Origin of the sequence: Methylocaldum marinum (assembly GCF_003584645.1) — a bacterium.
Lineage (GTDB): Bacteria > Pseudomonadota > Gammaproteobacteria > Methylococcales > Methylococcaceae > Methylocaldum > Methylocaldum marinum.
Genome location: NZ_AP017928.1, coordinates 3,967,399 through 3,991,814 on the forward strand (window position 1 = coordinate 3,967,399; position 24,416 = coordinate 3,991,814).

Annotated in this window: 27 protein-coding genes; 7 read left to right on the plus strand and 20 right to left on the minus strand. The window is 55.6% G+C overall.

Translation table 11 applies throughout. The features are described 5' to 3' along the window. Nucleotides 1–4: 4 nt before the first annotated feature. A complete protein-coding gene (locus tag sS8_RS17620) occupies nt 5–445 on the minus strand; it encodes an NfeD family protein (RefSeq protein WP_119630903.1) in 441 nt (146 codons plus the stop codon). 410 nt (nt 446–855) lie between these two features. On the opposite strand from sS8_RS17620, the gene sS8_RS17625 reads away from it, so the two are divergent. Next, a complete protein-coding gene (locus sS8_RS17625) occupies nt 856–1,548 on the plus strand; it encodes a hypothetical protein (RefSeq protein ID WP_145986584.1) in 693 nt (230 codons plus the stop codon). A gap of 8 nt (nt 1,549–1,556) precedes the next feature. On the opposite strand, the gene sS8_RS17630 is transcribed toward sS8_RS17625, so the two are convergent. After that, complete coding sequence (locus tag sS8_RS17630; RefSeq protein ID WP_119630905.1) at nt 1,557–2,372, minus strand: tetratricopeptide repeat protein; 816 nt, start codon at nt 2,370–2,372, stop codon at nt 1,557–1,559. Nucleotides 2,373–2,661: 289 nt separating this feature from the next. Here sS8_RS17630 and sS8_RS17635 point away from each other — a divergent pair, with 289 nt between their 5' ends. Next, on the plus strand, nt 2,662–3,870 hold the full coding sequence (locus sS8_RS17635; RefSeq protein ID WP_170161143.1) for an EAL and HDOD domain-containing protein: 1,209 nt from the start codon (nt 2,662–2,664) through the stop codon (nt 3,868–3,870). A gap of 54 nt (nt 3,871–3,924) precedes the next feature. Here the strand turns inward: sS8_RS17635 and cysE are convergent, their stop codons facing one another. Both cysE and sS8_RS17645 read right to left on the minus strand, forming a co-directional pair. Then, a complete protein-coding gene (gene cysE / locus sS8_RS17640; RefSeq protein ID WP_119630907.1) occupies nt 3,925–4,683 on the minus strand; it encodes a serine O-acetyltransferase in 759 nt (252 codons plus the stop codon). A 10-nt stretch (nt 4,684–4,693) separates the two neighbouring features. Further along, nucleotides 4,694–5,419 carry an RNA methyltransferase gene (locus sS8_RS17645; protein WP_119630908.1) on the minus strand — a complete coding sequence of 242 codons (726 nt, stop codon included), beginning with the start codon at nt 5,417–5,419 and terminating at the stop codon, nt 4,694–4,696. Between the two features lie 88 nt (nt 5,420–5,507). Between sS8_RS17645 and sS8_RS17650 the strand changes: the two genes are divergently transcribed. After that, nucleotides 5,508–6,341: an inositol monophosphatase family protein gene (locus tag sS8_RS17650; protein WP_119630909.1), complete on the plus strand. Its 834-nt coding sequence runs from the start codon at nt 5,508–5,510 to the stop codon at nt 6,339–6,341. A 7-nt stretch (nt 6,342–6,348) separates the two neighbouring features. On the opposite strand, the gene sS8_RS17655 is transcribed toward sS8_RS17650, so the two are convergent. Next, entirely contained in the window at nt 6,349–8,766 is a 2,418-nt protein-coding gene (locus tag sS8_RS17655) for a DUF3772 domain-containing protein (RefSeq protein WP_119630910.1), read from the minus strand. Between the two features lie 18 nt (nt 8,767–8,784). Then, nucleotides 8,785–10,248: a 4-hydroxy-3-polyprenylbenzoate decarboxylase gene (ubiD, locus tag sS8_RS17660; protein ID WP_119630911.1), complete on the minus strand. Its 1,464-nt coding sequence runs from the start codon at nt 10,246–10,248 to the stop codon at nt 8,785–8,787. A 392-nt stretch (nt 10,249–10,640) separates the two neighbouring features. On the opposite strand from ubiD, the gene sS8_RS17665 reads away from it, so the two are divergent. Together sS8_RS17665 and sS8_RS17670 are read left to right on the plus strand one after the other, a co-directional pair. Continuing rightward, complete coding sequence (locus tag sS8_RS17665; RefSeq protein ID WP_145986585.1) at nt 10,641–11,132, plus strand: hypothetical protein; 492 nt, start codon at nt 10,641–10,643, stop codon at nt 11,130–11,132. Nucleotides 11,133–11,402: 270 nt separating this feature from the next. Next, entirely contained in the window at nt 11,403–12,491 is a 1,089-nt protein-coding gene (locus tag sS8_RS17670; RefSeq protein WP_119630913.1) for a tryptophan 2,3-dioxygenase family protein, read from the plus strand. Nucleotides 12,492–12,591: 100 nt separating this feature from the next. Here the strand turns inward: sS8_RS17670 and sS8_RS17675 are convergent, their stop codons facing one another. Continuing rightward, nucleotides 12,592–12,852 (minus strand): hypothetical protein, encoded by a 261-nt coding sequence (locus tag sS8_RS17675; RefSeq protein WP_170161145.1) that lies wholly within the window; start codon nt 12,850–12,852, stop codon nt 12,592–12,594. A gap of 266 nt (nt 12,853–13,118) precedes the next feature. On the opposite strand from sS8_RS17675, the gene sS8_RS17680 reads away from it, so the two are divergent. After that, a complete protein-coding gene (locus sS8_RS17680; RefSeq protein ID WP_119630915.1) occupies nt 13,119–13,757 on the plus strand; it encodes a class I SAM-dependent methyltransferase in 639 nt (212 codons plus the stop codon). Nucleotides 13,758–13,849: 92 nt separating this feature from the next. Here the strand turns inward: sS8_RS17680 and rpoH are convergent, their stop codons facing one another. The 3 genes from rpoH to ftsE form a co-directional block, all read right to left on the minus strand. Continuing rightward, nucleotides 13,850–14,704 carry an RNA polymerase sigma factor RpoH gene (rpoH, locus tag sS8_RS17685; RefSeq protein WP_119630916.1) on the minus strand — a complete coding sequence of 285 codons (855 nt, stop codon included), beginning with the start codon at nt 14,702–14,704 and terminating at the stop codon, nt 13,850–13,852. Nucleotides 14,705–14,788: 84 nt separating this feature from the next. Next, a complete protein-coding gene (gene ftsX, locus sS8_RS17690) occupies nt 14,789–15,796 on the minus strand; it encodes a permease-like cell division protein FtsX (RefSeq protein WP_232020346.1) in 1,008 nt (335 codons plus the stop codon). 2 nt (nt 15,797–15,798) lie between these two features. Beyond that, entirely contained in the window at nt 15,799–16,458 is a 660-nt protein-coding gene (gene ftsE / locus sS8_RS17695) for a cell division ATP-binding protein FtsE (protein WP_119630917.1), read from the minus strand. A 439-nt stretch (nt 16,459–16,897) separates the two neighbouring features. Between ftsE and sodC the strand changes: the two genes are divergently transcribed. Beyond that, complete coding sequence (gene sodC, locus sS8_RS17705) at nt 16,898–17,410, plus strand: superoxide dismutase family protein (protein WP_232020347.1); 513 nt, start codon at nt 16,898–16,900, stop codon at nt 17,408–17,410. A gap of 31 nt (nt 17,411–17,441) precedes the next feature. Here the strand turns inward: sodC and sS8_RS17710 are convergent, their stop codons facing one another. From sS8_RS17710 to sS8_RS17755, 10 genes are all read right to left on the minus strand, one after another. Then, a complete protein-coding gene (locus sS8_RS17710; RefSeq protein WP_170161146.1) occupies nt 17,442–18,737 on the minus strand; it encodes a dihydroorotase in 1,296 nt (431 codons plus the stop codon). Then, nucleotides 18,737–19,729, minus strand: a complete 993-nt coding sequence (locus sS8_RS17715) for an aspartate carbamoyltransferase catalytic subunit (RefSeq protein ID WP_119630920.1) — start codon at nt 19,727–19,729, stop codon at nt 18,737–18,739. The genes sS8_RS17710 and sS8_RS17715 overlap by 1 nt, the downstream gene beginning before the upstream one ends. Next, nucleotides 19,726–20,244 (minus strand): bifunctional pyr operon transcriptional regulator/uracil phosphoribosyltransferase PyrR, encoded by a 519-nt coding sequence (pyrR, locus tag sS8_RS17720; RefSeq protein WP_119630921.1) that lies wholly within the window; start codon nt 20,242–20,244, stop codon nt 19,726–19,728. Before pyrR ends, sS8_RS17715 begins: the two co-directional genes overlap by 4 nt. Further along, complete coding sequence (gene ruvX, locus sS8_RS17725) at nt 20,237–20,710, minus strand: Holliday junction resolvase RuvX (protein WP_119630922.1); 474 nt, start codon at nt 20,708–20,710, stop codon at nt 20,237–20,239. Before ruvX ends, pyrR begins: the two co-directional genes overlap by 8 nt. A gap of 3 nt (nt 20,711–20,713) precedes the next feature. Then, nucleotides 20,714–21,280 (minus strand): YqgE/AlgH family protein, encoded by a 567-nt coding sequence (locus tag sS8_RS17730; protein WP_119630923.1) that lies wholly within the window; start codon nt 21,278–21,280, stop codon nt 20,714–20,716. A gap of 234 nt (nt 21,281–21,514) precedes the next feature. Next, nucleotides 21,515–22,261 (minus strand): phosphate/phosphite/phosphonate ABC transporter substrate-binding protein, encoded by a 747-nt coding sequence (locus tag sS8_RS17735; RefSeq protein WP_119630924.1) that lies wholly within the window; start codon nt 22,259–22,261, stop codon nt 21,515–21,517. A gap of 28 nt (nt 22,262–22,289) precedes the next feature. After that, nucleotides 22,290–22,763, minus strand: coding sequence for a PAS domain-containing protein (locus sS8_RS17740; RefSeq protein ID WP_119630925.1), 474 nt, complete (start codon nt 22,761–22,763; stop codon nt 22,290–22,292). A gap of 44 nt (nt 22,764–22,807) precedes the next feature. Continuing rightward, nucleotides 22,808–23,170, minus strand: coding sequence for a roadblock/LC7 domain-containing protein (locus tag sS8_RS17745; RefSeq protein ID WP_119630926.1), 363 nt, complete (start codon nt 23,168–23,170; stop codon nt 22,808–22,810). Nucleotides 23,171–23,231: 61 nt separating this feature from the next. Continuing rightward, the gene (locus tag sS8_RS17750) at nt 23,232–23,876 is read right to left on the minus strand and encodes a hypothetical protein (RefSeq protein ID WP_119630927.1); all 645 of its coding nucleotides are present in this window, start codon (nt 23,874–23,876) and stop codon (nt 23,232–23,234) included. Beyond that, nucleotides 23,873–24,415, minus strand: coding sequence for a GTP-binding protein (locus sS8_RS17755; protein ID WP_119630928.1), 543 nt, complete (start codon nt 24,413–24,415; stop codon nt 23,873–23,875). The genes sS8_RS17750 and sS8_RS17755 overlap by 4 nt, the downstream gene beginning before the upstream one ends. Between the last annotated feature and the right edge of the window lies 1 nt (nt 24,416).

Genomic DNA, 24,416 nt, shown 5'->3' on the forward strand with positions numbered 1-24,416 from the left:
CACATCATGCTGATTTCTCCACTTTCAGAAGCACCCCTTCGGCAGCTACGACCCGAACCTTGCTTCCCGGCTCGCAGTCCTCCCCTTGTACTTTCCAGGTGGAGTCGTCGACACGAATCCAACCCTGTCCGTTGACGATCGGATATTCGAGCGTAAACAGGCGCCCAACGTACTGCGCGGCGCGCCTGTTCAACAAGGGCTGATCGGTTTCGAGGGGATGTTTCCTGAGGAATAGCCGGAAAACCACGATGCTGACGACCGACATCACCGAGAACAGAATCAGCTGAGACTCCCAGGAAAGTGTCGGCACGATCAGTTTGATCACCCCGACGACGAACGCCGATTCGGCCATCCAAAGGAAGAATATCCCCGGTGCGAGAAGTTCGACGATCAGGAGAAATACTCCGAAAGCCCACCAGTGCCAAAAAATGATTTCGAATTCCATTAGCTTGCCTTTTTGGAAAACGCTTCCTTCGAAGGAACGTCCAGAACCTGTTCCATCATACAAAGCTCAGCCAGTCAGATCGAAACATCACCTGAACGATCCACATCGCCAAACATAAACAAGCAAAAGAAATTTCTCATTTTGTTATAGAAGCGGGGATGATTCGTTAATGCTGCCGCTTTTGTCTTTAAAAACAAATACCTATTGACTGTATAAAGGTGTGTCGAAAACAGTGTACTCCTGTGGCTGAGTTGTGGATAATTTTGCCCCGTAAACTCACGTTCGGGTTCGACGCATCCTGTCCACAAACTTTAACAAAGTTTTCAAAAGGAGCGGAAAGTACGCGGCCAGTGTTTGAGCTGAGCAAGTGACAGATTTTTGGGCCGTAACTGAATGTACGGTAGATGGATATGCGAAACTTCGACCGACCTGGCAAAAACGATGATCAGGAGGTCGCCCCAGGAGAAAACATGTACCGGCTATCACATAAAGAGTCTGCGAATGTAACGGACAACACGCAATCCTATTCTTATCACAGCAAGTATCGCCGCTCTTCCCGGACGAGACTGATTTTTTTCTTGTCCATCGGTTTGATCGTTGAAACGACCGCCCTTTTGGTTCTATTTATCCAGCTGATTCTAAGCGGACAGGAAAACCTCGAATTGACCGTCGTGGAGAAGAAGCAAAGTCAGGAGCTCCAGCGCCTGCAGCCCGAGGTTGAAAAACTGCGGACCGAGCTTGCCGCTTTGACTGCGTCACGCCTGCCGAACCTGACCAAGCTCGAGTTCGATAAAGTGATTCCGCTCGATTTGGGCTATGTGAAAAATATTGTTTTCACGGTTGCAGGCAAGGACTCGGATAAACATTACGAGTACAAGATTGTCATGCACAATTCGGAATTGACCCTGATCCATCCTGAAGTCGACATTCTTTTTTTCGATCGTGTCGGCATTCAGGTTGGCCTTTCCAGAATCGGTTTCCACGAAGACGGCACACCGAATCTGGATATGCTGGAGCGGGGCGAGGTCCGATCATTCTCGGCGATGGTCGATTTGATGGATGATGCCAATCCCGAATATTTCCGGGTCAAGATTCACAAATAATTCCCCGATCAAACGTACAAGGCACTGGCGAGGCGGCTGCGATACTCCCGGGTCAATTCGTGGTCATCGCCGAGAAACTTGAAGATGGCGAGGCACGCTTTTCGCGCACCGTCGTCGTCGTATTGGCGCGCGCCTTTAATCACTTCGATGAAGCTTGATAACGCAGCTTCGAAATCAGCGTTCTTAAGGTGCTCTATCGCCGATAGATAAACCGGCTTTAGAGGCGCATCAGGCAAGGTTTCCGGGGCTACGGCATAGTCGAACAAGCGGGCAACGGTACGGATACTTTCGGCGATGTGATATGAATCGGAATCCGCGCCAATGCGTTCGACGACCGCTGCTGCTTTCCTGTGATCCGAGGCGAGCAGCAAGCGTGCCAGCATGACCGCGGCATCCTCGTTGTCGGGTTCCACTTCGAGCACTTCTTCCAGAAGCGTAACGGCCTTGTCGGGGTGACCGGCAAGAACTTCGTTCTCGGCTTTCTTGAGCGTGTTCCTGAGCGGGCTGGGCAGGGCGCGGTTCAACCACTGTTCTATCATGCCTTCCGGCAAGGCACCGGTGAATTCATCGACCACCTGACCGTCGACGAAGAGTTTGACATTGGGAATGCTGCGTACCTGATAACGAGTGCTGACCTCCGGCAACTCTTCGGTGTTGATCTTGACCAGCACGAAGCGATCCGCATTCTTGTCGGCGATCCTGTTCAATATCGGGCCCAGGGTACGGCAGGGCGCGCACCAGGGTGTCCAGAAATCGACCAGCACGGGGATGCTGTAGCTGCGCTGAATCACATCGGTATCAAAGTCTTGAGTGCTGTCGGACATAATCGTTTTGCCTGAGTGGATGATTTTTGATGGATCTCTCTTTTATTTTCGCAAAGCTGAACTATTCTTCCAGGGACGCACGGAGCCTTTAAAGTCGAGTTAAGAAAAGAACAACCAAACTTCGTGCCACCCCCGGCGCTCCCCGATTTGTCGAGTGCGCGTCTCGGTCGTCGCTAAGCTTTTCCTGTCCCATAGCCCTTCCGACACGAACGCCAGTCAATCGGACCCAGATTCCTAGCGCTGCTGCGAACAACGAACCGTTATATTTTAGCGACAGGGCGTGATCATCGTGCAGAACGATTTCCTCATCGGACGGCAACAAATCTTTGACGGCGATTTGCGTGTTTTCGCCTATGAATTGTTATTCCGTGACATAAACGGAAATTCTGTGGAAACGTTCGGGCCCACGGCGGCGAGCAACCAGGTGATCGTGGACAGCCTGCTCGAGTACGGACTGGATAAAATCGTCGGAAGGCAACTGGCCTTTATCAATTTGACGCGGGACAACCTGCTCTCAGAGACTCCTTCACTCCTCCCCAAGGACAAGGTCGTGATCGAAGTGCTGGAAGATGTACAGGTCGACGACACTTTGATTCAGGCCCTGAAACGCCTGGTACGCGATGGGTACAAGATCGCACTCGATGATTTCGAGTTCGAGGAACGCTGGCTGCCCGTGGTCGAAATGGCCCATTTCATCAAACTTGATATCCAGAAAGTCTCACCGGCAACGAGCGGATGGGTAATGGAGCGCTTGAAGCCACTGCCCATCCGCTTTCTGGCGGAAAAGGTGGAAACGCAGGAGCAGTATCTCGAATACAAAGCGCTGGGTTGCCAATATTTTCAGGGGTATTATTTCAGCCGGCCGAACACGGTGCGCGGAAAACGTTTGGAAACCAACCAGCACACGGTTCTGCAGCTGTTGGCGAAGATCAATCGTCCGAATATCTCGATACCCGAGCTGGCGCGCACGATTTCCATGGACGTAGGACTCACCTACAAGCTTTTGCGCTACATCAATTCGGCATACTACGCATTACCAAAACAGATCGATTCCCTGAAATTCGCCATTACCTATCTCGGAATCCGCGAGATCCAACGCTGGGCATCCTTGATCAGTCTGGCCAGTTTTTCCGACCGTCCAACCGAGATCTTAAAAATCGCGTTGATTCGAGCAAAAATGTGCGAGTCGCTTGCGGTTTCCCTCAAATTGTCGAACAGCGAGCAATTTTTCCTGGTGGGCCTGATGTCCACCATCGACCAACTGCTGGAAGTTCCCCTGGACGAAGCGGTTTCCGGTCTGCCATTGTCCGGGGAGGTAAAAAGTGCCTTGGTTTCTCATGCCGGACTGGCTGGGGAGGCTTTGAGTTGCGCCGTCAATTTTGAACGCTGGAAGTTGGATGCGGCGCATTTCGAGGATCTCGGCCTGTCCAAAATCGGCGAGATTCACCTGGAAAGCGTCGGCTGGGCGAACAAGATCGCCCAGGTGCTGGAAAAGTAGCCGCCGCCATGCCCATGTCCTCATACGGGGCATGGATAATAAGACCGAATCGGTTTAACGTTCCTCGCCCTGTTTCAGTTCGCAATGCTCCAGTTCCGGCAAAGGCGCTTCGGAAACGCTGATGCCCTGCTGCTTGAGTGCGCGTTTAAGCGCTTCGATCTGTTCGTCCAGCGCCTGGATATGATCGAGCATGTGATTGATGGCATGAGCGACCGGATCCGGCATATCCGGCGTCAAGCCATAAGCATCGAAGCGCAGTTTGCTGGCAATGGCCTGCCGGCGCGCTTCTTGGGCTTGCCGATCGGCACTGATCACATGTCCCGGAATTCCGACTACCGTGGCCCCCGCCGGGACGTTCTTCAACACAACCGAGTTGGAACCGATACGGGCGCCGTCGCCGACCGTTATGGGACCGAGTATTTTCGCCCCGGCGCCGACTACGACGCCATTGCCCAGGGTCGGGTGCCTTTTTCCCTTTTTCCAGGATGTTCCCCCCAGCGTCACTCCGTGATAGAGCGTGCAATCATCGCCGATCACCGCGGTTTCGCCTATGACGACACCCATGCCGTGATCGATGAAAAAACGCCGCCCTATTTGTGCTCCGGGATGAATCTCTATACCGGTCCACCAGCGAGCCAAAGTCGAAATGAAGCGAGCAGGCCATGTCAGCCGGCAGTTCCACAGCCGATGGCTGAAGCGATGAGCCAAAATGGCGTGTACCCCCGGGTAAGTGGTGAAGATTTCAAAATAGGATTGGGCCGCGGGGTCGCGGTCGAAGATGCAGCTGAAATCTTCTTTTAGTCGTTGCCACATAAGAAATCAATCACACCTGAGGTCTTTTCCGAAACTGAACCGCCGTCAAAATGCCGCGCAGAAGGTGGATTTCCTTTTTCTCAAGCATAGCTCGGTTAAAGATTCGCTTGAGTCGGCGCATCACCGAAGGTCCCGTCTTCTTTTCGTGGAGAAATCGGACATCGTACAGCGTACGCTCCAAGTGCCCGTAAAAAGACTCCATTTCGCCCGCCGTGGCCGGGGCCTGTCCGGCCTTCTCGCCTACAGACCGCTGCCGCGTGGCGAGAAAAAGCTCATAGGCCACGATCTGAACGGCGGCGGCGACATTCAGCGAACTGAATTCGGGGTCGCAGGGAATATGCAACAAATGATGGCATCGCTCCAGTTCTTCATTGGTTAAGCCCGAATGTTCGCGTCCGAACAGAATCGCGGTCTTTGCACTGTCGGCACTCACCTGATTCGCGCACTCGCGCGGGTCGAACTGCGGCCAGGAAATGGTACGTAACCGTGCACTAGCCCCGATAACGACAGCACAATCGTGGATTGCTTCCTGCAAATCCCGGCAAACACGAGCCGCGGCGAGAATATCGTCGGCCCCGGACGCCCGTGCGGTCGCCTCTCCGCTGGGAAAGACCCTGGGTGCGACCAGGGCCAAATCGCGCAGCCCCATGTTTTTCATGGCACGCGCCGTCGCACCGATGTTGCCCGGGTGCGTGGTTTCAACCAGCACGATCCTGACATGGGACAAGCGATTCATGCGTCAGCAAGAGCCCTAACCAAAAAGGGTAAAATACTATCAGAAATTTGATACTCTAAACTGTTTTCCAACCAGAACCGATTCCAATATGGATCCCATGCTCACGATTGCGGTTCGCGCGGCTCGAACGGCGGGCGACATCATCGTTCGCTCGATGGACCGGGTGAACCTTCTCACGATAACGCCCAAAGGACGCAATGACTTCGTCAGCGAAGTGGATCGCCAGGCGGAACGTGAAGTTATTCACACCCTGCAGAAGGCATATCCGACCCATGCTTTTCTAGGCGAGGAAAGTGGCCGCCAAGGTCCCGCCAAGACCGATTTCGTCTGGATCATCGATCCCTTGGACGGAACCACGAATTTTCTGCACGGGTTTCCTCAATTCTGTGTGTCCATCGCGCTAGTCCACCGAGGACGCATCGAAAAAGGCGTGATCTACGATCCGCTCCGGCAGGAACTATTTACTGCCGCACGGGGTGCCGGCGCCTCGCTCAACAATCGGCGCATCCGGGTGAGCAAGCAAAGCGGCTTGAGGGCCGCCTTGCTGGGTACGGGCTTTCCGTTCAGGGACCAACGCCATGTCGAAGCCTATCTCGGCATGATGCGCGATCTCATGAAAGACACGGCCGGAATTCGCCGTGCCGGCTCGGCCGCGCTTGATCTCGCCTATGTCGCGGCGGGACGGTTGGACGGCTTTTGGGAAATCGGCCTGAAGAAGTGGGACATGGCTGCGGGCTTGCTTCTGATACAGGAGGCGGGCGGCATCGTGACCGATTTGGAAGGCAAAGACAAATTCTTCGAGTCCGGAAACGTTCTGACGGCGAATCCCAAGCTACACCAGATCATGGCGAGCGTTATTGAACCCCACCTGACCGAAGGCCTGCGCCATTCCGACAATTCTCTCGGTGATCCGTCGGAGTAACTCGATTTTAGTTCCCTGGCGGCGTCTTTTCTCCGTGCACCGCCAGGATCCGTTGCAATTGATCGCTGTTGAGCCTGAGATCCAGGTTCCGGGGCGGAAACGGAATCGGGATTCCCTCGCGGCGGAATATCTCGTCGATTTCAAAACAAAGATCGCTGGCTACGGCGTCGGTTTTCCCGGCGTCATAAAGCAGCGCGATCAACTCGAAATTCCGGGTATTTTCGGTAAACCCTCTGAATAAAACGGCCGGCGGCGGAATGCGGCGGATTTCCGAATGATCGAGCGCGATTTTCAGGAGAAGTTCCCGCACGCGCTTGGCATCAACGTCGTGCGACAGGCCGAGCGGAATCACGATACGCCCGACGGGTTTATCGGCGTAGGTCTTGTTCGTCAGCACGCCGGAAATCAGCGTGGAATTCGGGATGAATACCGCGGCGCGATCCAGGGTCGTGATTTCGGTCGCCCGCACGCTGATTTTTTTGACGTGTCCCTGGTGATCGCCGATCACGACCCAATCGCCGGTCTTGATCGGACGCTCGATCAGAAGAATCAGCCCGGACACGAAATTGTTGACGATGTTCTGCAGGCCGAAACCAATACCCACCGAGAGTGCTCCGGCGATAATGGCCAGATTGGACAGGTCGATACCCAAAGTGGAAATCGCCAGCATCGCGGCGATGGTGAATCCGAGGTAGCCGGTTCCGGAGCGGATCGAATGGCGCACGCCCGCATCCAGCCGCGTCCTGGGAAAGATACGCTGTTCCAGAGTCTTCTGAACCATGCGCGTGACCGCGAGCAGTCCGGCGAAAAGCACCAGGGCGAGCAATACGTCGGCGAGCGATAGTGTGATATTGCCGATCTTGAAACCCAAAAACAGGCTGTGGAGCCAGGCGGTGAGGTCTTTACCCGCGGCACCCCACAGTATCAGCAGCAGGACCAGGCCCATGGCCAGGATCAGCAGGTTTAAGATGCCTCCCAGCCAGAACTTGAGCATCTCCACGCCGTCCTCGCTCAGAGCGAGGCTGTTGCGGATTTTTTCTCCAAAGAGCGATGTCCTGCTCAAGGTTTGGTCGATCAGTTCGGAGTTGATCTTGCGCAGCAGGAGAACTGAAAAATAAAGTCCGGCGGTCAGCACCAACTGAGTGGCCAAATAGCGCGACAAGACGACGTAGCCGAGCAGGCCCGATAAGGGAATGGCGTAGACCACGACCTTCAACACCTGCCGAAGCGTCCGCCACGCCGGGCTGAGTGCGGCGGAAAGCCAGACCTCGTTGCGAAGCAGATTCAGCAGCAAGCCCGCTATCAGCAGCCCGAACAGGAATTTCTGCAAAAGCGTGGTCTCGACCGAAGCGTTGAACTGAGTTCCGATCTCGCTCAATGTCCGGTCGAGGGCAAATATAACGGCCAAACCCTTTACCGTACCGCTGATTGCCTGGGCTCCGCCATCATGGATGCGAACCAGACGCCACTCCGGTTCGAACGGGGCGAGTGCCGCCCGCGAGAAGCTCACCACGAAAAAGAGGGAAATCAGCGCGATCAGAGCGGTTCTGGCTACTGCGAAGGTCGATTCGGTCAACAAGTTTGTATATGAAAGGCTCAGAAAGAGTGCCAGTACGGCAGCAGACGGCATGAGAGCCCGAATGAACCCGAGGAACAGCGCTGTTCTCAGACGCTGTCCGTAAGTGGGCTCCGCCTCGAGTTCGATATAGCCGAACTTCCGTATCAGCATCCTGCGCAAGGGAAACGCCAGCAGGATAGCCACGCCCACACCGAGGCCCAGCCGCCAGCCGACCGCTCGGAGGTCCCGCGCGAACGTATCTCCGGAACGCAAGTTTCGAGCATTGTGGACGATAACGGTCAAGCCGGACCTCAACTCCGCCCAGGCTTTTGCCCAGACGGTCGGAAGCAGCGGCGAGACTCCCCGCTTTAGCACATGCTCGGTGAAACGGATGCGCCGCAAGGTCTTCACCTCGCTTGCAAGCCGTCCGGCGCGGGCAATAATGAGTTCGGCTTCCTTGATCGCGCCTTCCGCGGCAGCGAGCCGTTCATTCATGGCTTTGCGCTTTTCCGCCACGGTCGGCGCCTCGGGCGGTGCCCCCTCGGCCGGCGGAGGCCCTAATGCGGCGAGTTCGTCGCGTATCGATTGTACTTTCGGCAGAGCTTCGTCCGAAGCCGTGCGGGCATCAATCTGAATAGCCGTCAATTCTTCCCGCAGTGCGGCAAGCCGACGGTCCCGGATGTCGGGCTTGGTCAAATCCTTTTCCGCCTCGTCCAGGATGTGTTGCCAATCCTTTACTAATTCGCTCAAGGGCCGCGCCTGCTCGATGTCGGCGGACCAGCCGATCCCTAAGTGGGCCAGGAGCGACGTTAACAGAATCACGGGCCACAGGAATTGCATCTTGCGGTACCGGTCCAATCCGTTCAATGTTTGCCGAGTCCTTGTCTAAATGCCCAAACTGTCCCACAGCTGATCGATTTTCTGCCGAACGGCCTCGGTCATCGCAATGGGCCGCCCCCACTCCCGAACCGTCTCCCCGGGACACTTATTGGTTGCATCCAGCCCCACTTTCGAGCCCAGACCTGAAACCGGGGAGGCAAAATCGAGATAGTCGATCGGCGTATTTTCGACGAGAACCGTATCGCGCGCCGGATCCATCCGCGTCGTCATTGCCCAGATCACGTCTTGCCAGTTGCGAGCGTCAATGTCGTCATCCACGACGATGACGAACTTGGTGTACATGAACTGTCTCAGGAACGACCAGACTCCGAGCATGACCCGTTTTGCGTGGCCGGGATATTGTTTTTTCATGCTCACCACGGCGAGCCGGTAAGAGCAGCCTTCGGGCGGCAGATAGAAATCCGTGATTTCCGGAAATTGCTTCTGCAGGATGGGCACGAAGACTTCGTTTAGAGCCACGCCCAGAATGGCGGGTTCATCAGGAGGCCTTCCCGTATAGGTACTGTGGTAGATGGGATTCTCTCGCTGCGTAATGCGTTCGATGGTGAATACCGGAAACTCCTCCACCTCGTTGTAATAACCGGTATGATCGCCGAACGGACCCTCTTTTGCCGTTTCACCGGGATAGATGAAGCCTTCCAGTACGATCTCCGCAGTGGCGGGAACTTGAAGGTCGCTCGAAAGACAATTGGCGACTTCGGTCTTGGCCCCGCGCAAGAGTCCCGCAAAGGCGTATTCCGAGAGCGAATCCGGCACCGGCGTTACCGCGCCCAAAATAGTGGCGGGATCCGCGCCGAGCGCAACCGCAACCGGAAACGGCTCGTTCGGGTAAACCTCCTGCCAGTCCTTGAAATCCAGGGCTCCGCCGCGATGCGCCAACCAGCGCATGATGACCTTGTTCTTGGCGATGACCTGCTGCCGGTAGATTCCCAAATTCTGTCTTTCCTTGTGCGGACCACGGGTGATGACCAGTGCCCAGGTGATCAATGGTCCCGCGTCGCCCGGCCAGCAGGTTTGAATGGGATACCGGCCGAGATCGACATCCGATCCTGCAAAAATAATCTCCTGACAAGGCGCGTTTTTTACTTCCCTGGCCGGCATATTCATCACCCGTTTAAACAACGGGAGCTTGTCGAACATATCGCGCATGCCTCTCGGCGGTTCCGGCTCCTTGAGAAAAGCTAGGAGCTTTCCGACTTCCCGAAGCGCTTCCACCGATTCCTGTCCCATTCCGAGGGCAACCCGGCGCGGCGTTCCGAACAGGTTCGCGAGTACCCGGATGTCGGACCCTTTCGCGCGTTCGAAGAGCAGTGCCGGCCCCCCGACCTTGAGGGTACGGTCGCAGATTTCGGTCATTTCGAGATATGGGTCGATTTCGACGTTTATACGTCGAAGTTCATCGCTCGTCTCCAAATGAAGAATGAATTCACGCAGGTCGCGGTATTTCATGGGATGAGAATTCGGATGTTGGTGAAGCCGGCTATTGTAACCATGGCCTGAAGTTCCTTTTAGGCCGGAAGAGCTGAAAACAGTTCATCTTGCGCGCAATTTCAAACCTGCCTGTGCAAAACTTGCCAAAAAGCCTGTGAGAAAGCTGTACCGAAGCGATTGAACGTTTGATCCGTCGCTCTTATCCACAGCTATTACCCATGGCTACAGGATTTTTCATCCACAGATAATTTTCTTATAACCTTTCGTTTTTTAAAGAGAAAAACCGTCATTTAAACAAATGCACCAAGCTTACAGCTAATTCAAGATAGATTTTCTACCTGATTACAGTTGGGACTACCGATTCAAAGTGTCCCATTTGGCATCGAGCTGAAACACAATCGCTTAAGCGATTGCTCGAACCTTTATTTGATGCATCGTTTGCCGGGTTCGAAACATTTGTTCGGATTCAACAGTCGAAGGTCACGACTGGCGACAGAACGATGAGGTGTGCCATGACCGGCAAAACATTCTTTGCCTTAGTGTCGATAGGAATTTCCGTGTTCGCCGGAGGCCGGGTTTCGGCCGAGTTCGACCGCGATAGGAGCGGATCGGGTCAAGAATTAGGTTTCGGGATCAATTACCTCGATAAAGCATTCAACAACGCGATCTACAGCTACCCAACGCTCGACGGTACCGTCGTCGAAGTGAAGAAACCGGAAATCATTTATGTGAGCAAAGCTTATGGGCCATCTATCTATAGCTATCCCGGAACCGGGCCGCGTACGGTAACGGCATTCAATTTGCTTTACGTAAATCCTGCCTATGGTCAGGCCATTTACAGCTATCAGGGCAACTATCAAATTCCGGGGCGATTTTCCTTGCCGCGCGGATGGATAGACTGACATTCACTCTGCAGAGAGACGGGAGATGAAGGAAACTTGTCCGGACAGCGTGCGCTCGTATTTTCACGCATAGACTGTAGATTTTTACGAGAGCAATACTGGCTTGCGGTTTCGCGCAGGAAGAACATGGGTTGGTCGGCGGGCCGGAAATTCGGTTTCGTCAGAATTTTCGGCTGCCGGATAGCCCGCGTCTTCGGTCGGCGCATAAGGATATGCTTCACCGGTCGAAGAGCTGCTTCTAATCAAGACTCTAGGGAAGAGGAGTTTACGATGGGAAGACTCAACACGGAATTCCACTATTCGGACTATTTACGCCTCGATGTGCTTCTTAACGCCCAGTTTCCGGAAAGCTCCCGGAGCGATCGAGAGGTCCATGACGAGACCTTGTTCATCATCTCGCATCAGGTCCATGAACTCTGGTTCAAGGAAATTCTGTACGAGTTGAAATCGGTGCTCGATTTGTTTTCCTCGATGCCCTTGGACGGACGAAAACTCGGATCGATAACCTCCCGTCTGAACCGCCTGTTGGCGATCCACAAAATCATCAATCGCCAAATCGAAGTGCTTGAAACGATCTCTCCTCTCGATTTTCTCGAGCTTCGAGATTTCCTTCTTTCCGGCTCCGTGTTCGAGAGTTGCCAATTCCGCGAGATCGAGCTGCGCCTCGGTTTGGCTACACGTGTACCTGCCGAAGCGCTTAACCGTTTTCGGCCCGAAGAACGTGAGGTCCTTCTGAAGGCTCGCGAAGAAAAAACCTTATTCGAGGCGGTCGATGATTGGCTTGCCAATATGCCGTTTAGATATCTCGAGGGCGCCGAGTTCTGGCCGCGTTACCGGAGCATCGTTCGGGACATGTTGGAAAACGACCGGCGAATGGCCCAGAAAAACCGTTTTCTGGCCGGTTGGGACAGGCAGGGACAGCTCGGCAGGCTGGAGAATGCGCGTTATCGTTTCGACGCGCTGTTCAAGCCGGAAGAGTATGAACTTTTGCGGGATGAGGGAGTATTCCAATTCCGCCGGGCAGCCGTGCTCTCGGCCCTGTTCATCCTTCTTTACCGGGACGAATCTCCGCTGCAAGCCCCCTTCGGTGTGCTCAAGACATTGATGGATATAGACGACCAGCTGATCGCCTGGCGGATCAATCGTTCTCTGTTCGATCAGCATATGCTGGGAAACAAGATCGGGCTTGGAGGCAGGATTACCCACGATTACATCCGCGAAATGATGGAAGAAAAAAGAATCTTCCGAGATTTGTTCAGCCTCTCGACCTTTCTGGTGCCGTACTCGGCCTTGCCGGAACTGTCTCAAAAACTCAAACAAAACCTAGATGTTCATTTTTGCCATCGTTCGAACGGGTAACGACTATCGACGATCATGCGACGGACCGCTTTCGATGCCGAGGTTCGGTCTTTCGACTGCCGCCCTGAAGCACGGCTCTCGCTCCTGCGACGTAGGGGCGCTAGGCGAAATAATTTCGAACCGCTGCCTCGATCAGATTCCATGGCACGATAAACGGTTTTTTCGAAATCTGAATGGACAGCGTATCGCCGCTGATCTGGTAATGCCCTTCGATACCATTGCCGGCGAACTGTCCTTTTTCTTCGTCTCCAACAAGAAGAAGTCCCTTGTCTCGCGCCGCCTCTTTCGCCTTGGCCACAATTTGCTCCGGCGACTGGTTCAGCTTGACCTGCACTACTTTACTCATGATCGGGTTGCCCAACGCTGCATTTTGATACGGCTATATTAAATGAACTCGACAAGTCCGGTGCGGCAGCCTCGGCAAAAAAATCTCTCCTTACGAGGGCTACTCGGAACGCATCGGATTCCCATGTCCCTAGTTAACCTTTATTATCAACACTGATGTGAAATATGACGGTAAAGTTTCAGCCGCGCGTTTGCTGGGTGGGATGCCAAACCAAGATTTTGTCGAAAAACAACAATAGGTCTCGTCAATTACGCGATCGGACGGGAGGAGAGTACAACACAATGCAATTGGAATACATCCTTAAATCATACGCACGGTATGCACCGGTGTACGATCAAACTTTCGGTTGGATGCTGAGCTTCCGGGGTCGTTCGATGGCGGCCGGTGTCACCAACAAGCGGCCGGGCAAGATTTTGGAAGTGGGGGTGGGCACGGGTATCAGCCTCGGCTATTACCGTAAGGAGCATGAGGTACACGGCATCGATATTTCTCCCGATATGCTGGAGAGAGCACAACAGCGCGTAGCGAAAGGAAACCTGACCCAGGTTTCCAGCCTTCGTATCATGGACGCCCGGGATCTGGAATTTCCCGACAATAACTTTGATGCCGTGGTCGCGGCTTACGTGATGTCGGTGGTACCGGACCCGGAAAAAGTGATTCGGGAAATCGAGCGTGTGTGCAAACCCGGTGGCGATGTGATCATTGTCAATCACTTTGCGGCCGAAAAGGGTTTTAGACGGGATATCGAAAAATTCCTGGCGCCTTTGTCGAATAAACTGGGCTGGCGTCCGGATATGCCCGTTCAGGAAATCCTGGGCAATACGTCACTTCGGGAGCTGAAGCGACACATGCTTCCGCCGCTCGGGATGTTCACCATGCTGCATCTTCGGAAGGATCCGGATGCGGCGGTGTTGCAATAGACCCAAAAGCGGCGGCTCAGGCAAGCATGAGTGTAAAAAAGGTGACAGAGAGTCACCTTTTTTAAGGTCTTTACAAAGAGCCGGCCTTGGCTTCAGATTTCCACCAGCGAGTTCCTCAGCTTTTTCATGGCGGTATTTTCCAATTGGCGAATACGTTCGGCAGACACCTGATAGCGTGCCGCCAGATCGTGCAAGGTCAATTTGTCTTCGCTCAGCCACCGGCTGGTGACGATGTCCCGGCTGCGCTCATCGAGCTGCTCGATGGCGGCCGCCAACTGCTGTTGCTTGTGTTGTCCCCAGTCGTTATTCTCCAGCAAATCCGCCGGATCGGCGTTTTCCTGCCGGAGGTAATGGATAGGGGCCGAGATTTCTCTGTCCTCGCTGTCGCCTTCACTGGGTTCGAAAGCGATATCCTGGTTGTTCAGGCGGTTTTCCATTTCATAGACGGTGGCGACATCCACCCCCAATTCATCGGCGAGGATATTGGCTTCGTCGCGACTCAGCCATCCCAGACGGTTCTTGAATTTGCGCAAATTGAAGAACAGTTTCCGCTGGGCCTTGGTCGTGGCGACTTTAACGATACGCCAATTCTGAATGATGAATTCGTGGATTTCAGCCTTGATCCAATGAACCGCAAAGGAAACCAACCGAACGCCGACCGCGGGGTCGTAACGTTTCACGGCTTTCATGAGGCCGATGTTTCCCTCCTGGATCAAATCGGGCAGCGGCAAACCATAGCCCAGATATCCGCGGGCAATGTGGACAACGAAGCGCAAATTGCCGAGCACTAACTGCCGTGCCGCTTCCAGGTCTTCATGCTCACGGAAGCGCTCAGCCAATGCGCGCTCTTCATCGGCACTGTAACGCGGCATCGCGTTAACGGCGGAGACATATTCGTCGATGGAGCCGAGCGAGAGATTAACCGGAAGAGTTAATGCGTTGCTCATAAGTGTCCTCAGTTTTTGATTCCAGTTTTAGATTAGCACTCAATAATACCGAGTGCTAATAGTATGTCTAGAAAACCTCGGCAATCAAGTAGGATCGAGTTCCCGCAAGTGATAAGAAACGACTATCCATGCCCCGATTATCCCCAATAAGACTGCTGTTCCGATCAGGAGTTCTGTTTCCGAAAAGCCGAGAAAGGCGAGTGTGTAAGGGCTTCCGTAGAGTTCCGCCAAGCGGCGGGTCGGACCGCGCAGGAACAACAGAAAGGCGCTGACCAACAGCCAGGCGAGGGTTCCGCCCAGAAAACCGTACCAGAACCCGGCATAAAGAAAAGGACGACGAATGAAACGGTCGGTCGCGCCGATGAGTTTGGCGACCACGATTTCCTCGCGGCGGTTTTGCAGTTCGAGACGGATGGTATTGCCGACTATGAACAGTACGCCGAGACTCAAGAGTGCGCTGAATACGACCGTGCTGCGCTGAGCGATGGTCAGAATGGAATGCAGCTTGCGCATCCACTCGGTATCGAGCTGAACGAAATCGGATTCCGGCAGAGAGCGAAGCTCGGCAAGTAGTTTTTCCACGTCGTCGGGATTAGTGAGTGAATCCTTTGGCCTAATGCTGATGACCGCCGGCAGCGGATTGAAATCCAAGGACTTCAAGGCATCCCCGAAACCGCTGTAGCTTTTCAGCTCCTGTAAGCCCGCCTCTTTGGTAATGAGTTCGGCGGTTGCGATTTGCGTATGGTTTTTGAGTGCTTCCGCAACCTTGCCGCCTGTTTTGTCGCTCAGATCGGGTTTCAGGAACAGGGAAATCTGATTCGTGGCCTCGAGGGTCGAACTGGCCTGCCGGGCGTTTTTGACGAACACATGGAAGCTGGCCGGTATGGTCAATGCGATGGCTATCACCAATACCGTCATGGTGCTGGCAACAGGGGTTCGACGCAGCCGGAGGAAACTCGACTTCAGGGTTTCTACGTGCAAGTCGATGTAGGCTTGCAGCCAGTTTCCGGGTCCGTTGGCCGTGCGCCTGGCATAAACCGCGTTAATGCCGCGCCTCCTACGACGTTTCTGCTTGATTCTTGTGGTAGACACGTTCAGCCGCCCTCGATCAATCGGCCTTGTTGCAGTTTGAGGGTCCGACAGGCGAACCGGGAAATCAGATCGAGGTTGTGACTCGCAACCAAGAGCGTCACGCCGACCTGGTTGAACTCCTTGAACAAATCCATGATCTCGGACGCCAGGGCGGGGTCCAGGTTGCCCGTCGGTTCATCGGCCAGAATCAAAGAGGGTTTGTGTACGATGGCCCGGGCGATGCCGACCCGCTGCTGCTCCCCGCCGGACAGCGCCAAGGGATATCGTTTTTCCTTGCGGAGCAAACCGACCTTGTCGAGTGCGGCCCTCACCCGCCGGGCGGTTTCCTGCTGGCCGTAGCCGGCAACGAGCAGAGGCAGGGCTACATTGTCGAACACGCTTCTATCGTGCAGTAAGCGGTAATCCTGGAATATCAGACCCAGTTTGCGGCGCAGCAAAGGCACTTGTCGCTTGGAAATTCGGTTGATGGGCCTGCCTTCGAAGAGAATCTGTCCCTTGTTGGGGCGTTCTATCACCGGGATCAGCTTCAGCAAGGTACTCTTTCCCGCCCCCGAGTGGCCGGTCAGAAATGCCATTTCACCTTTTTCGAGTTGAAAGGAGACATCCGAGAGGACTTCGCCACTATCGGAATAGCGTTTGCTGACGTTGATGAATTGCAGCATGGAAAGACGGAGTTCAGGCGAGAGCAAAAGTGTGCCCGCCCATGCCGGTCAAGGTACGGCAGATCACGTGCTTCAGATCCTTCGAACTGTGGCTTTTCCTCGACGAAGTCATTGATTCTCCCCCCTAGCTGATGAGCATATTGTGGAAACGCCCTATCGACATACCACGGGCGCAGCAACGATCGGAAACGATTTTCGATGCACGCTGAATGGAAATTTTCGAATTCGGCTTTTGGCGGCGGCAGAGCTGCATGTTGTGGATTGTAGCCCAGATTTGGAACCGGACCCGATTGGAGAGTACCGCTTTCGCTCCCGGTTTTGCAAAGGCCTGGAGACATGAATTAGGATCATGTCTAGGCCAGATCACATGGTTATGGCGGAAGCCGGTTTCGGCCTGGACTCCGGTAGAGAACAAAATTTAACAACGATACGCGAGGTTATGATGCAAAAATTCGCATGGATGGCCGCGGGCGCGGCCCTAATTTTATGCTCGGTGGCGGATGCCGAAGAGATTAGAGTGGAGATGAACAAGATCGATCAAACCGGGGTCGGGGAGTCGATCGGCAGTATCGTCGCAACGGATACGGCTGCCGGGCTGAAGCTTGCCCCGGATCTCAAGGGTCTGCCGTCTGGGCCGCACGGCTTCCACGTTCATGAATTCCCGGACTGCGGCGTCAAGGAGAAGGACGGAAAAGCCGTGCCCGGACTGGCTGCGAGCGGCCATTTCGATCCGGACAAGTCCGCAAAACACGCGGGTCCCGAGGGTGATGGCCATGCTGGGGACTTGCCGGTCTTGAAAGTGGCCTCGGACGGTACGGCCAAGGAAGCGGTAACCGCCAAGCGTCTGCGCCTAGCCGATCTCGAGAAACGTTCCTTGATGATTCACGCGGAAGACGATAATTATTCCGATAAGCCGGGCGGCGCCCGCATGGCGTGTGGTGCGGTGAAATAAGATTGCGGGGGCCGGCGTCGCACCGGGCGCCTCATTCTAAGGGTGGCTGGAGTTCGAAAACGACCCGGCCGCCCAAAACCGTGTGGGTGACCCGGCCTTTTGCGGATTGTCCCCAGTACGGCGTATTCCGGCCGCTGCTCCGCCAGAACGAGCTATCGACTTTCCAGATATGCGCTGGATCGAAGATACAGGCGTCGGCCGGCGCACCGACAGCAAGGCTGCCCGTTTCGATGCCCATGATCGAGGCCGGGCCTTCCGTGACAAGGGCTATGGCTTGACTAAGGGAAAGGACGTCTTCGTCGACCAGCTTGAGCGTTAATGGGAGCAGCATTTCCAGGGAAGCCATTCCGGGCTCGGTGGACGGAAAGACGTCCAGCTTGGCGTCGGGCTCGTGCGGTTGGTGATCCGAACAAATCGCCGTTATTACGCCGCTTTTCAGGGCGGCGCGCAGAGCATCCCTGTCGCCGGGACTTCGTAATGGGGGGCTGACATGACACATCGCGTTGAATCCGTCAATGTCGAGTTCGGAAAGATGCAACTGATGGGCAGCAACGTCCGCGCTGACCGGCGCGCCCTTTTCCCGCGCCTTGGCAATCATTCGGGCGGCCCGTGCGCAGCTCAACTGCGCAAAATGAACGCGCGCCTCGGTGTGTTCGACCAAGGCCAGAACCTGGGCTATAGCCACCGTTTCTGCGGCATCCGGTATGCCCGGCAGGCCTAGGCGGGTTGCCGTCGGGCCCTCGTGGACGCAGCCGCGGTCGGCGAGCCAGGGATCTTCCGGACGGATGACGACCAAAAGGTCGTGGCTGGCCGCATACTCGAGCGCCCGGCGCAGAACCAGCGTATTCGCCATCGGTGAATGGGCATTGCCGAGTGCGACACAGCCGGCGCGCTTCAACGCGCTCATTTCGCTCAAATCCTTACCCTTGAGACCGCGCGTCAAAGCGCCTACGGGCAAAACCCGAACTTTGCCGATTTGTTGTGCTTTTTCCTGAATCAGGTTGACCACGGCCGGCGTATCGATGACGGGATCGGTGTCGGGCGGACAGCATAGCGTGGTAATACCACCCGCACTGGCGGCGGCGCTTTCGCTGGCGATAGATGCCTTATGCTCCAGTCCGGGTTCGCGCAATCGTGCGCAAAGATCGATGAGGCCGGGACAAACGATCCGTCCTTCGGCGGAAATGACACGTTCCGCGGTAAAACCGTCCGGCGCGGTCCCGACCCCCGCCACGCGCCCTTCGGCCAGGTAGAGATCGTGTATCCCCTCGAGGCCGTTCGCCGGATCGATCACATAGCCGCCGCGGATGACGAGGCGTTCGGTCATCAGCTTCGGTCCCCGGCAGAGGCCTCGAGATCGGGCCGCATGGCCATGGATAGAATCGCCATGCGAACGGCGATTCCGTGGTCGACCTGCTGAAGTATGACGGAATGGGGTCCGTCGGCGACCTGGGAGTCGATTTCCACACCGCGATTAATGGGTCCCGGATGCATCACGATGACATCCGGCTTGGCGCAAGCCAAGCGCTTTTCGGTAAGCCCGAAGCAGGCGAAATACTCGTGTTCGGTCGGGATGAAAGCCCCGCTCATGCGTTCTTTTTGCAGGCGCAACATGATCACGACGTCTACATCGTTCAGACCTTCCTCCAAATTGTGGAACGTACTGACTCCCAAGGATTCCACCGCAGCCGGCAGCAGAGTCTTGGGACCGATCACCCGTACTTCCGCGACGTCCAGGGTGTTGAGGGCGTGTATTTCGGAGCGGGCGACGCGGGAATGCAGAATATCGCCGACGATCGCCACCTTCAGCTTCGAGAAATCGTTTTTGTACTTGCGAATGGTGAAAACGTCCAGCATGGCCTGGGTCGGATGAGCATGGCGGCCGTCTCCGCCATTGATGACGCTGATGTGGGGCGCGACGTGGCGGGCGATGAAGTGGGCCGCGCCGCTATCCGTGTGCCGGACCACGAACATGTCGACGTGCATGGCTTCCAGATTGCGGATGGTGTCCAGCAGGCTTTCCCCTTTGGACGTGGCCGAGGTGGCGATGTTTAGATTGAGTACATCGGCGGACAAGCGTTTGGCGGCCACCTCGAAGGTGGTGCGCGTGCGCGTGCTGTTTTCGAAGAAGAGATTGACCACGGTCTTGCCGCGCAGCAGCGGCACTTTCTTCACGGTCTGCTCGGTCACGCTGGCGAAGGATTCCGCGGTGTCCATGATCTTGACCAGCAACTCTCGGCTCAATCCCTCGACAGTCAGAAAGTGCTTCAGCCGTCCGCTGGAATCGAGTTGAAGATTGGCGGTCTGCGTCGGAATCATGGTTGCGAAGAAACCAAATGGACGCGCAATTGGAGCGGACTCGGACCACTGAGCGTAATGCGCTGATCGGCGGCAAGGCTGATTCTTTGTCCTACGCAATCCGGACGAATCGGAATCTGACGTCCGTTTCGCTCGATCAGGATGCCCAGCAAGACTTGGGCGGGGCGGCCGTAGTCGAAGATTTCGTTGAGTGCTGCGCGAATGGTCCGTCCGGTATAGAACACGTCATCGATCAGCAGTATGTTGCGGCCTTCGACGCGAAACGGCAGCACGCTCGGGCTGACTTGAGGATGCATACCGGTTTGAGAAAAGTCGTCCCGGTAAAATGAGATATTCAATAACCCCAATGGTTCCGCCAGACCGAGGCGGGCATGCAAGCGGTCCGCAATCCAGGCTCCGCCGGTGTGAATGCCGATCATGGCCGGGTCGGCAAATTCGCGCGCCGTCATTTCTTCCCGCAAAGCGTTTTCCAGCCGGTCGAGCAAGGGTTCGACCTGCAATGCCGTATCAGGCATTTCCGAAATCCCGCTGTGTCGTGTGGGCCAGCCAGGTTTGTAAAATCAGTTGGGCGGCAAGTTCGTCCTTGACATCGGCGAAATCGGTCGACCGTTTGGAGCGCCTGCGGTAAAAAATCTCGCGAGATTCTCTGGTCGACAAGGTCTCGTCCATAGTGTGGACAGGAAGGTGATAGCGGCTTTCCAACTGACGGCAGAAGCGCAATATCGGCTCGATGATAGGGTTTTCTTCACCCTCCGGATTATACGGGAAACCCACTACGAATGCCGATGGCCGCCAAGTCTTGACCAGACGGGATATGGCATCCCATAGGGCTTTGCGGCTGGTCACGCGTATCGTTTCGAGAGCTGTCGCCGTACCCGTTACCCGTTGTCCTACGGCCACTCCGATGTTTCTTTCCCCGAAATCGAAACCGAGATAGGTGGGCTCGTTGGTTTCGTGCCGTACCGGATCGACAAAATCCATAAATCAGCCGTGTCCTGCTTGAGCGGTGAGAAGAGAAATATCCACGCCCATCAGCTCCGCGGCGGCTTTCCAGCGATGGGCGGGTGCAAAATCGAACAGGATCGAGTCGCTCGCCGGCGCGCTCAACCAGGAATTTTCGACCATTTCCCGTTCCAGCTGTCCCTTGCCCCAGCCGGCATAGCCCAGCGCTACCAGAACCTTTTGCGGTCCCTCGCCGACGCTCAAGGCTTCCAGGATGTCGCGGGATGTCGTGAGAGAAATGGAGTCGGATACCTGCATGGTGGAATTCCACTTTCCGCCGGGTTCATGGAGGACGAAGCCGCGCTCGGCTTCCACCGGACCGCCGAAATAAACCGGAATATCGCCGACGGAGGATTTACCGACGTCGATTTCCATTTGTTGCATGACGTCGCCCAAGGTCAGTTCGGACGGGCGGTTGATGATGATACCCAATGCGCCTTCCGGGCTGTGCTGGCACAGGTAAGTGACGGTGCGGGCAAAAAAGGGGTCCGTCATCCCGGGCATGGCGATCAGAAAGTTGTTGGTGAGGTTCGCGATCGCTTCAATCATAAGCATAGTATCGGGGTAGACCGGTAGTGCTGCAAGTCAGTTCACGGAAAGGCTTAATTTTCTTTGCCTTCTCGGGTTAAGTTCGTCCTGACAGCACAGTCCGTTCCGTGGAGGTGAAAGAGCAACTGCGGAGATACCGAAAAAGACGGTATTTCAGGCACAGTGAAGCCGGCCGTATGCCCGGAACCCGCCGCTCGGGGCGGGTTTTGCATCCTCCGGGACAAAGGCCCCGAGTCAGACCACGAAGGTGTCCATGAGATCGATCATGAATTCCATCTCTTCGTCTTCGACGGGTTCCCAGCGAGGAATCTTAAGCGCCTCGAGAGCGCTTTTGCCTTTCTCGTTGTCTACCATGGCCAGCAGCGCTTCGAGTAGCCGATCGTGGCGATCGGCAAGTCTCGGACTGATCATCAGCGCGTGATGGATCACCTGAATCTGGCTGCTGACCAGTGCCCGAAGCTGCTTGCGTATGACCGACGAGAGATCATTGAATGCTTCGGCGAGGAAAATGCCCACATCGCAGTTGCCCTTGATCAATTTCTTCGCGACCAGCACATAGGAATCGCAGATATGCATTTCGACCGAAGAGGCATCGAGGTCGGCCGGTTCGAGCATGATCATGCCCATCATATGGACGTCGGGATCTTCCGTGGTCGCCAGCTTGATCGAGCCGGGCAGACCTTCCACCTGAAGATAGGGGCTTTCGGCACTCACCGCGATAACCGCCTCGTCGGCTTTATCCGCGGGTTTGACCAGGGGCTTGAAACCTTTTTCGCGCACCAGTATGGCGGCATCGTAGGGGTTGGCATAGATCAGATCAATCTGGTCGGACCGAATGGCGTCGCGCTGACTATGGAAGTCGTCGTACAGCTGTAAATGAAATGGTTCGTCCAGGGCTTTTTGCAGCCAAGTATTGAAAATGAACCAGCCGGACAGGTGTTCGGGCGTGAAATCCGGGCTTACCGTGAAAACGTGGGGCATGGCGGCAGTCCTCGCGGCGTGGAGACGCTCAAAACAAGGTGGGGTAGAGTCTCATGCATTCGGCGATTTTCCGTCGCGACGGTTTGCGCCGAACCGACGTGTAACCAATGACCTTGGTGGCCCGAATATTCGGAATGACAGTGGCCTTTACCCAGTAGAAACCGCCGTCCTTGCGTAAATTCTTGACGTAGCCCTGCCATTTTTCACCGCGTTGCACGGTATCCCAGAGTTCGCGGAAAGCCGCCTGCGGCATATCGGGATGCCGCAGAATATAGTGAGGTGCTCCGATGAGTTCTTCCCTGGAATAGCCCGACATGTCGACGAAAGATTGGTTGACATGGGTGATGATGCCGGTCGGATCGGTACGCGAAACGATCAACCGGCCGTCCGGATAGGGTGATTCGATCTCGGTTACCAGCACTTTGCGGCGAGTCCCGTCAAAATAATTCAGCGTGTGTTCGCGATAGGCTCCAACGATGTCTTCGGGCTTCATGTCTTGCATGGCGCCTCCTGGAAGAACGGTTAGGTTAATGGACCGGACGTCGGTCAGATCAGGCCGGCAATGCTTTCCGCTGCTCGTTTCACGTCCAGAAAGATCAGCCCCAGTTTGGCATTGGGCTTGGCCATCACGGTCAACACGGCTTCCTTTCCCGCATAAGTCATCAGCACATAGCCCTTGTCTCCCTTGATGAGAACCTGTTCGAGCGCTCCTCGCGCCAGCTCCTGGGCGGTTCTGTCTCCTAGGGACAGCATGGCGGCGCTCATGGCACCGACCCGGTCCTCGTCCAGGTTTTGCGGCAAAACCGCCGCCATCATCAGGCCGTCCGTGGAAATGACGCCGGAAGCTTCGATGTCGGCCGATGTGCCGTTCAATTCACTCAGGATGGAAGTCAACATTTCTGCACGCATAACTGAACCTCGCTCGCATTTTCGAATGGATTCCGGAAAGTTCGGCCTAGATCCGCCTGCGTCAGGCACCGACGCCGGCGTAGCGGCGGCTCAGTATCCAGACCAGGGTGACGAAATCGGGCCGGTTGAACCTCGGCATTCCTGCCGCGACCAGCACGAATCGCTCCTTTCCCAGGTAAAGCGGCCAAAATCCCACTTTACTGTTGCCGGCTGCGTCGACGACCGACCAGGCGCTCGAGTTGAGCCCAAGGTTATTCAGCAGCAGACCGGAACGACGTTCGTGCAAATTGGCCAGATCGGCGCTGAGTGCCGATAACTCCTCCGCGACCTCGTGGGGAAAACCGTGGGTCGCGAGATAAAATCCCTGGCTATCGGCCAACAAGACCTTGGCCTGGCTGCTGAGTTGGCCCAGAAGCGTCGGCAGTATCTCGGAAAGGGGTTGGTTCGGGCATTCCAGAGGCGCTTTCAGTCCTTGCAGCCATCGTACTTCTTGCGCGTAATGAAGCATGGCATAGGCTTTTTCGGCGTCCTCGATGTTCGACCACTTCTTGAGGCCGGTCAGGGTAAGCGCGGGGCTGGCCTCCATCTGCAGCAGATTTCTGATGAGCTGTTTGGCGGGGGAGTTCGCCTTGGTTGTTACCGCGTGGTAGGCGCCGCCCGGGGTGGGATGAAGATAAAGTTGCTCCGCGAGGACATAGTCCTTCATTGCTCCTCCAGCCCCGGATCGATCGAATAGAGCAGCGCCTGGACCAGCAGAGAAACGTCTTTTCGGCGTCGGGCATCCACCTCGAAGATGGGCGGATTCAGCCCGGTCGTTTCCAACTGGCGGTGGTAGTCCGACAGGCCGGGCGTTGCACTGAGATCCATCTGGGTGACGCCTATGACCAGACTCGTGGTCTCGATGAAGCCCCCGAACTTGTTCAGAAAAAAGCGCAAATCCTGAAAAGGATCGGCGCGGGTGTTATCCAGGAGCAGTACCAGACCGATGCCGCCGGTGGTCAGGATGTCCCACATGAAGTCGAACCGCTCCTGGCCGGGCGTGCCGTACAAATGAATCTTGTCGCCGCCGGGCAAGGTCATCATCCCATAGTCGAGCGCGACCGTGGTCGAGGCTTTCCGGCTTTTGGTCATATCGGTGGCGAGTTGATCCGTTTTGACCGGGGGAACATCACTGAGCGCGGTGATGGCGGTCGTTTTTCCCGCGCCTACGGGTCCTGTGAAAATGATTTTGTTGTACTGAATCACG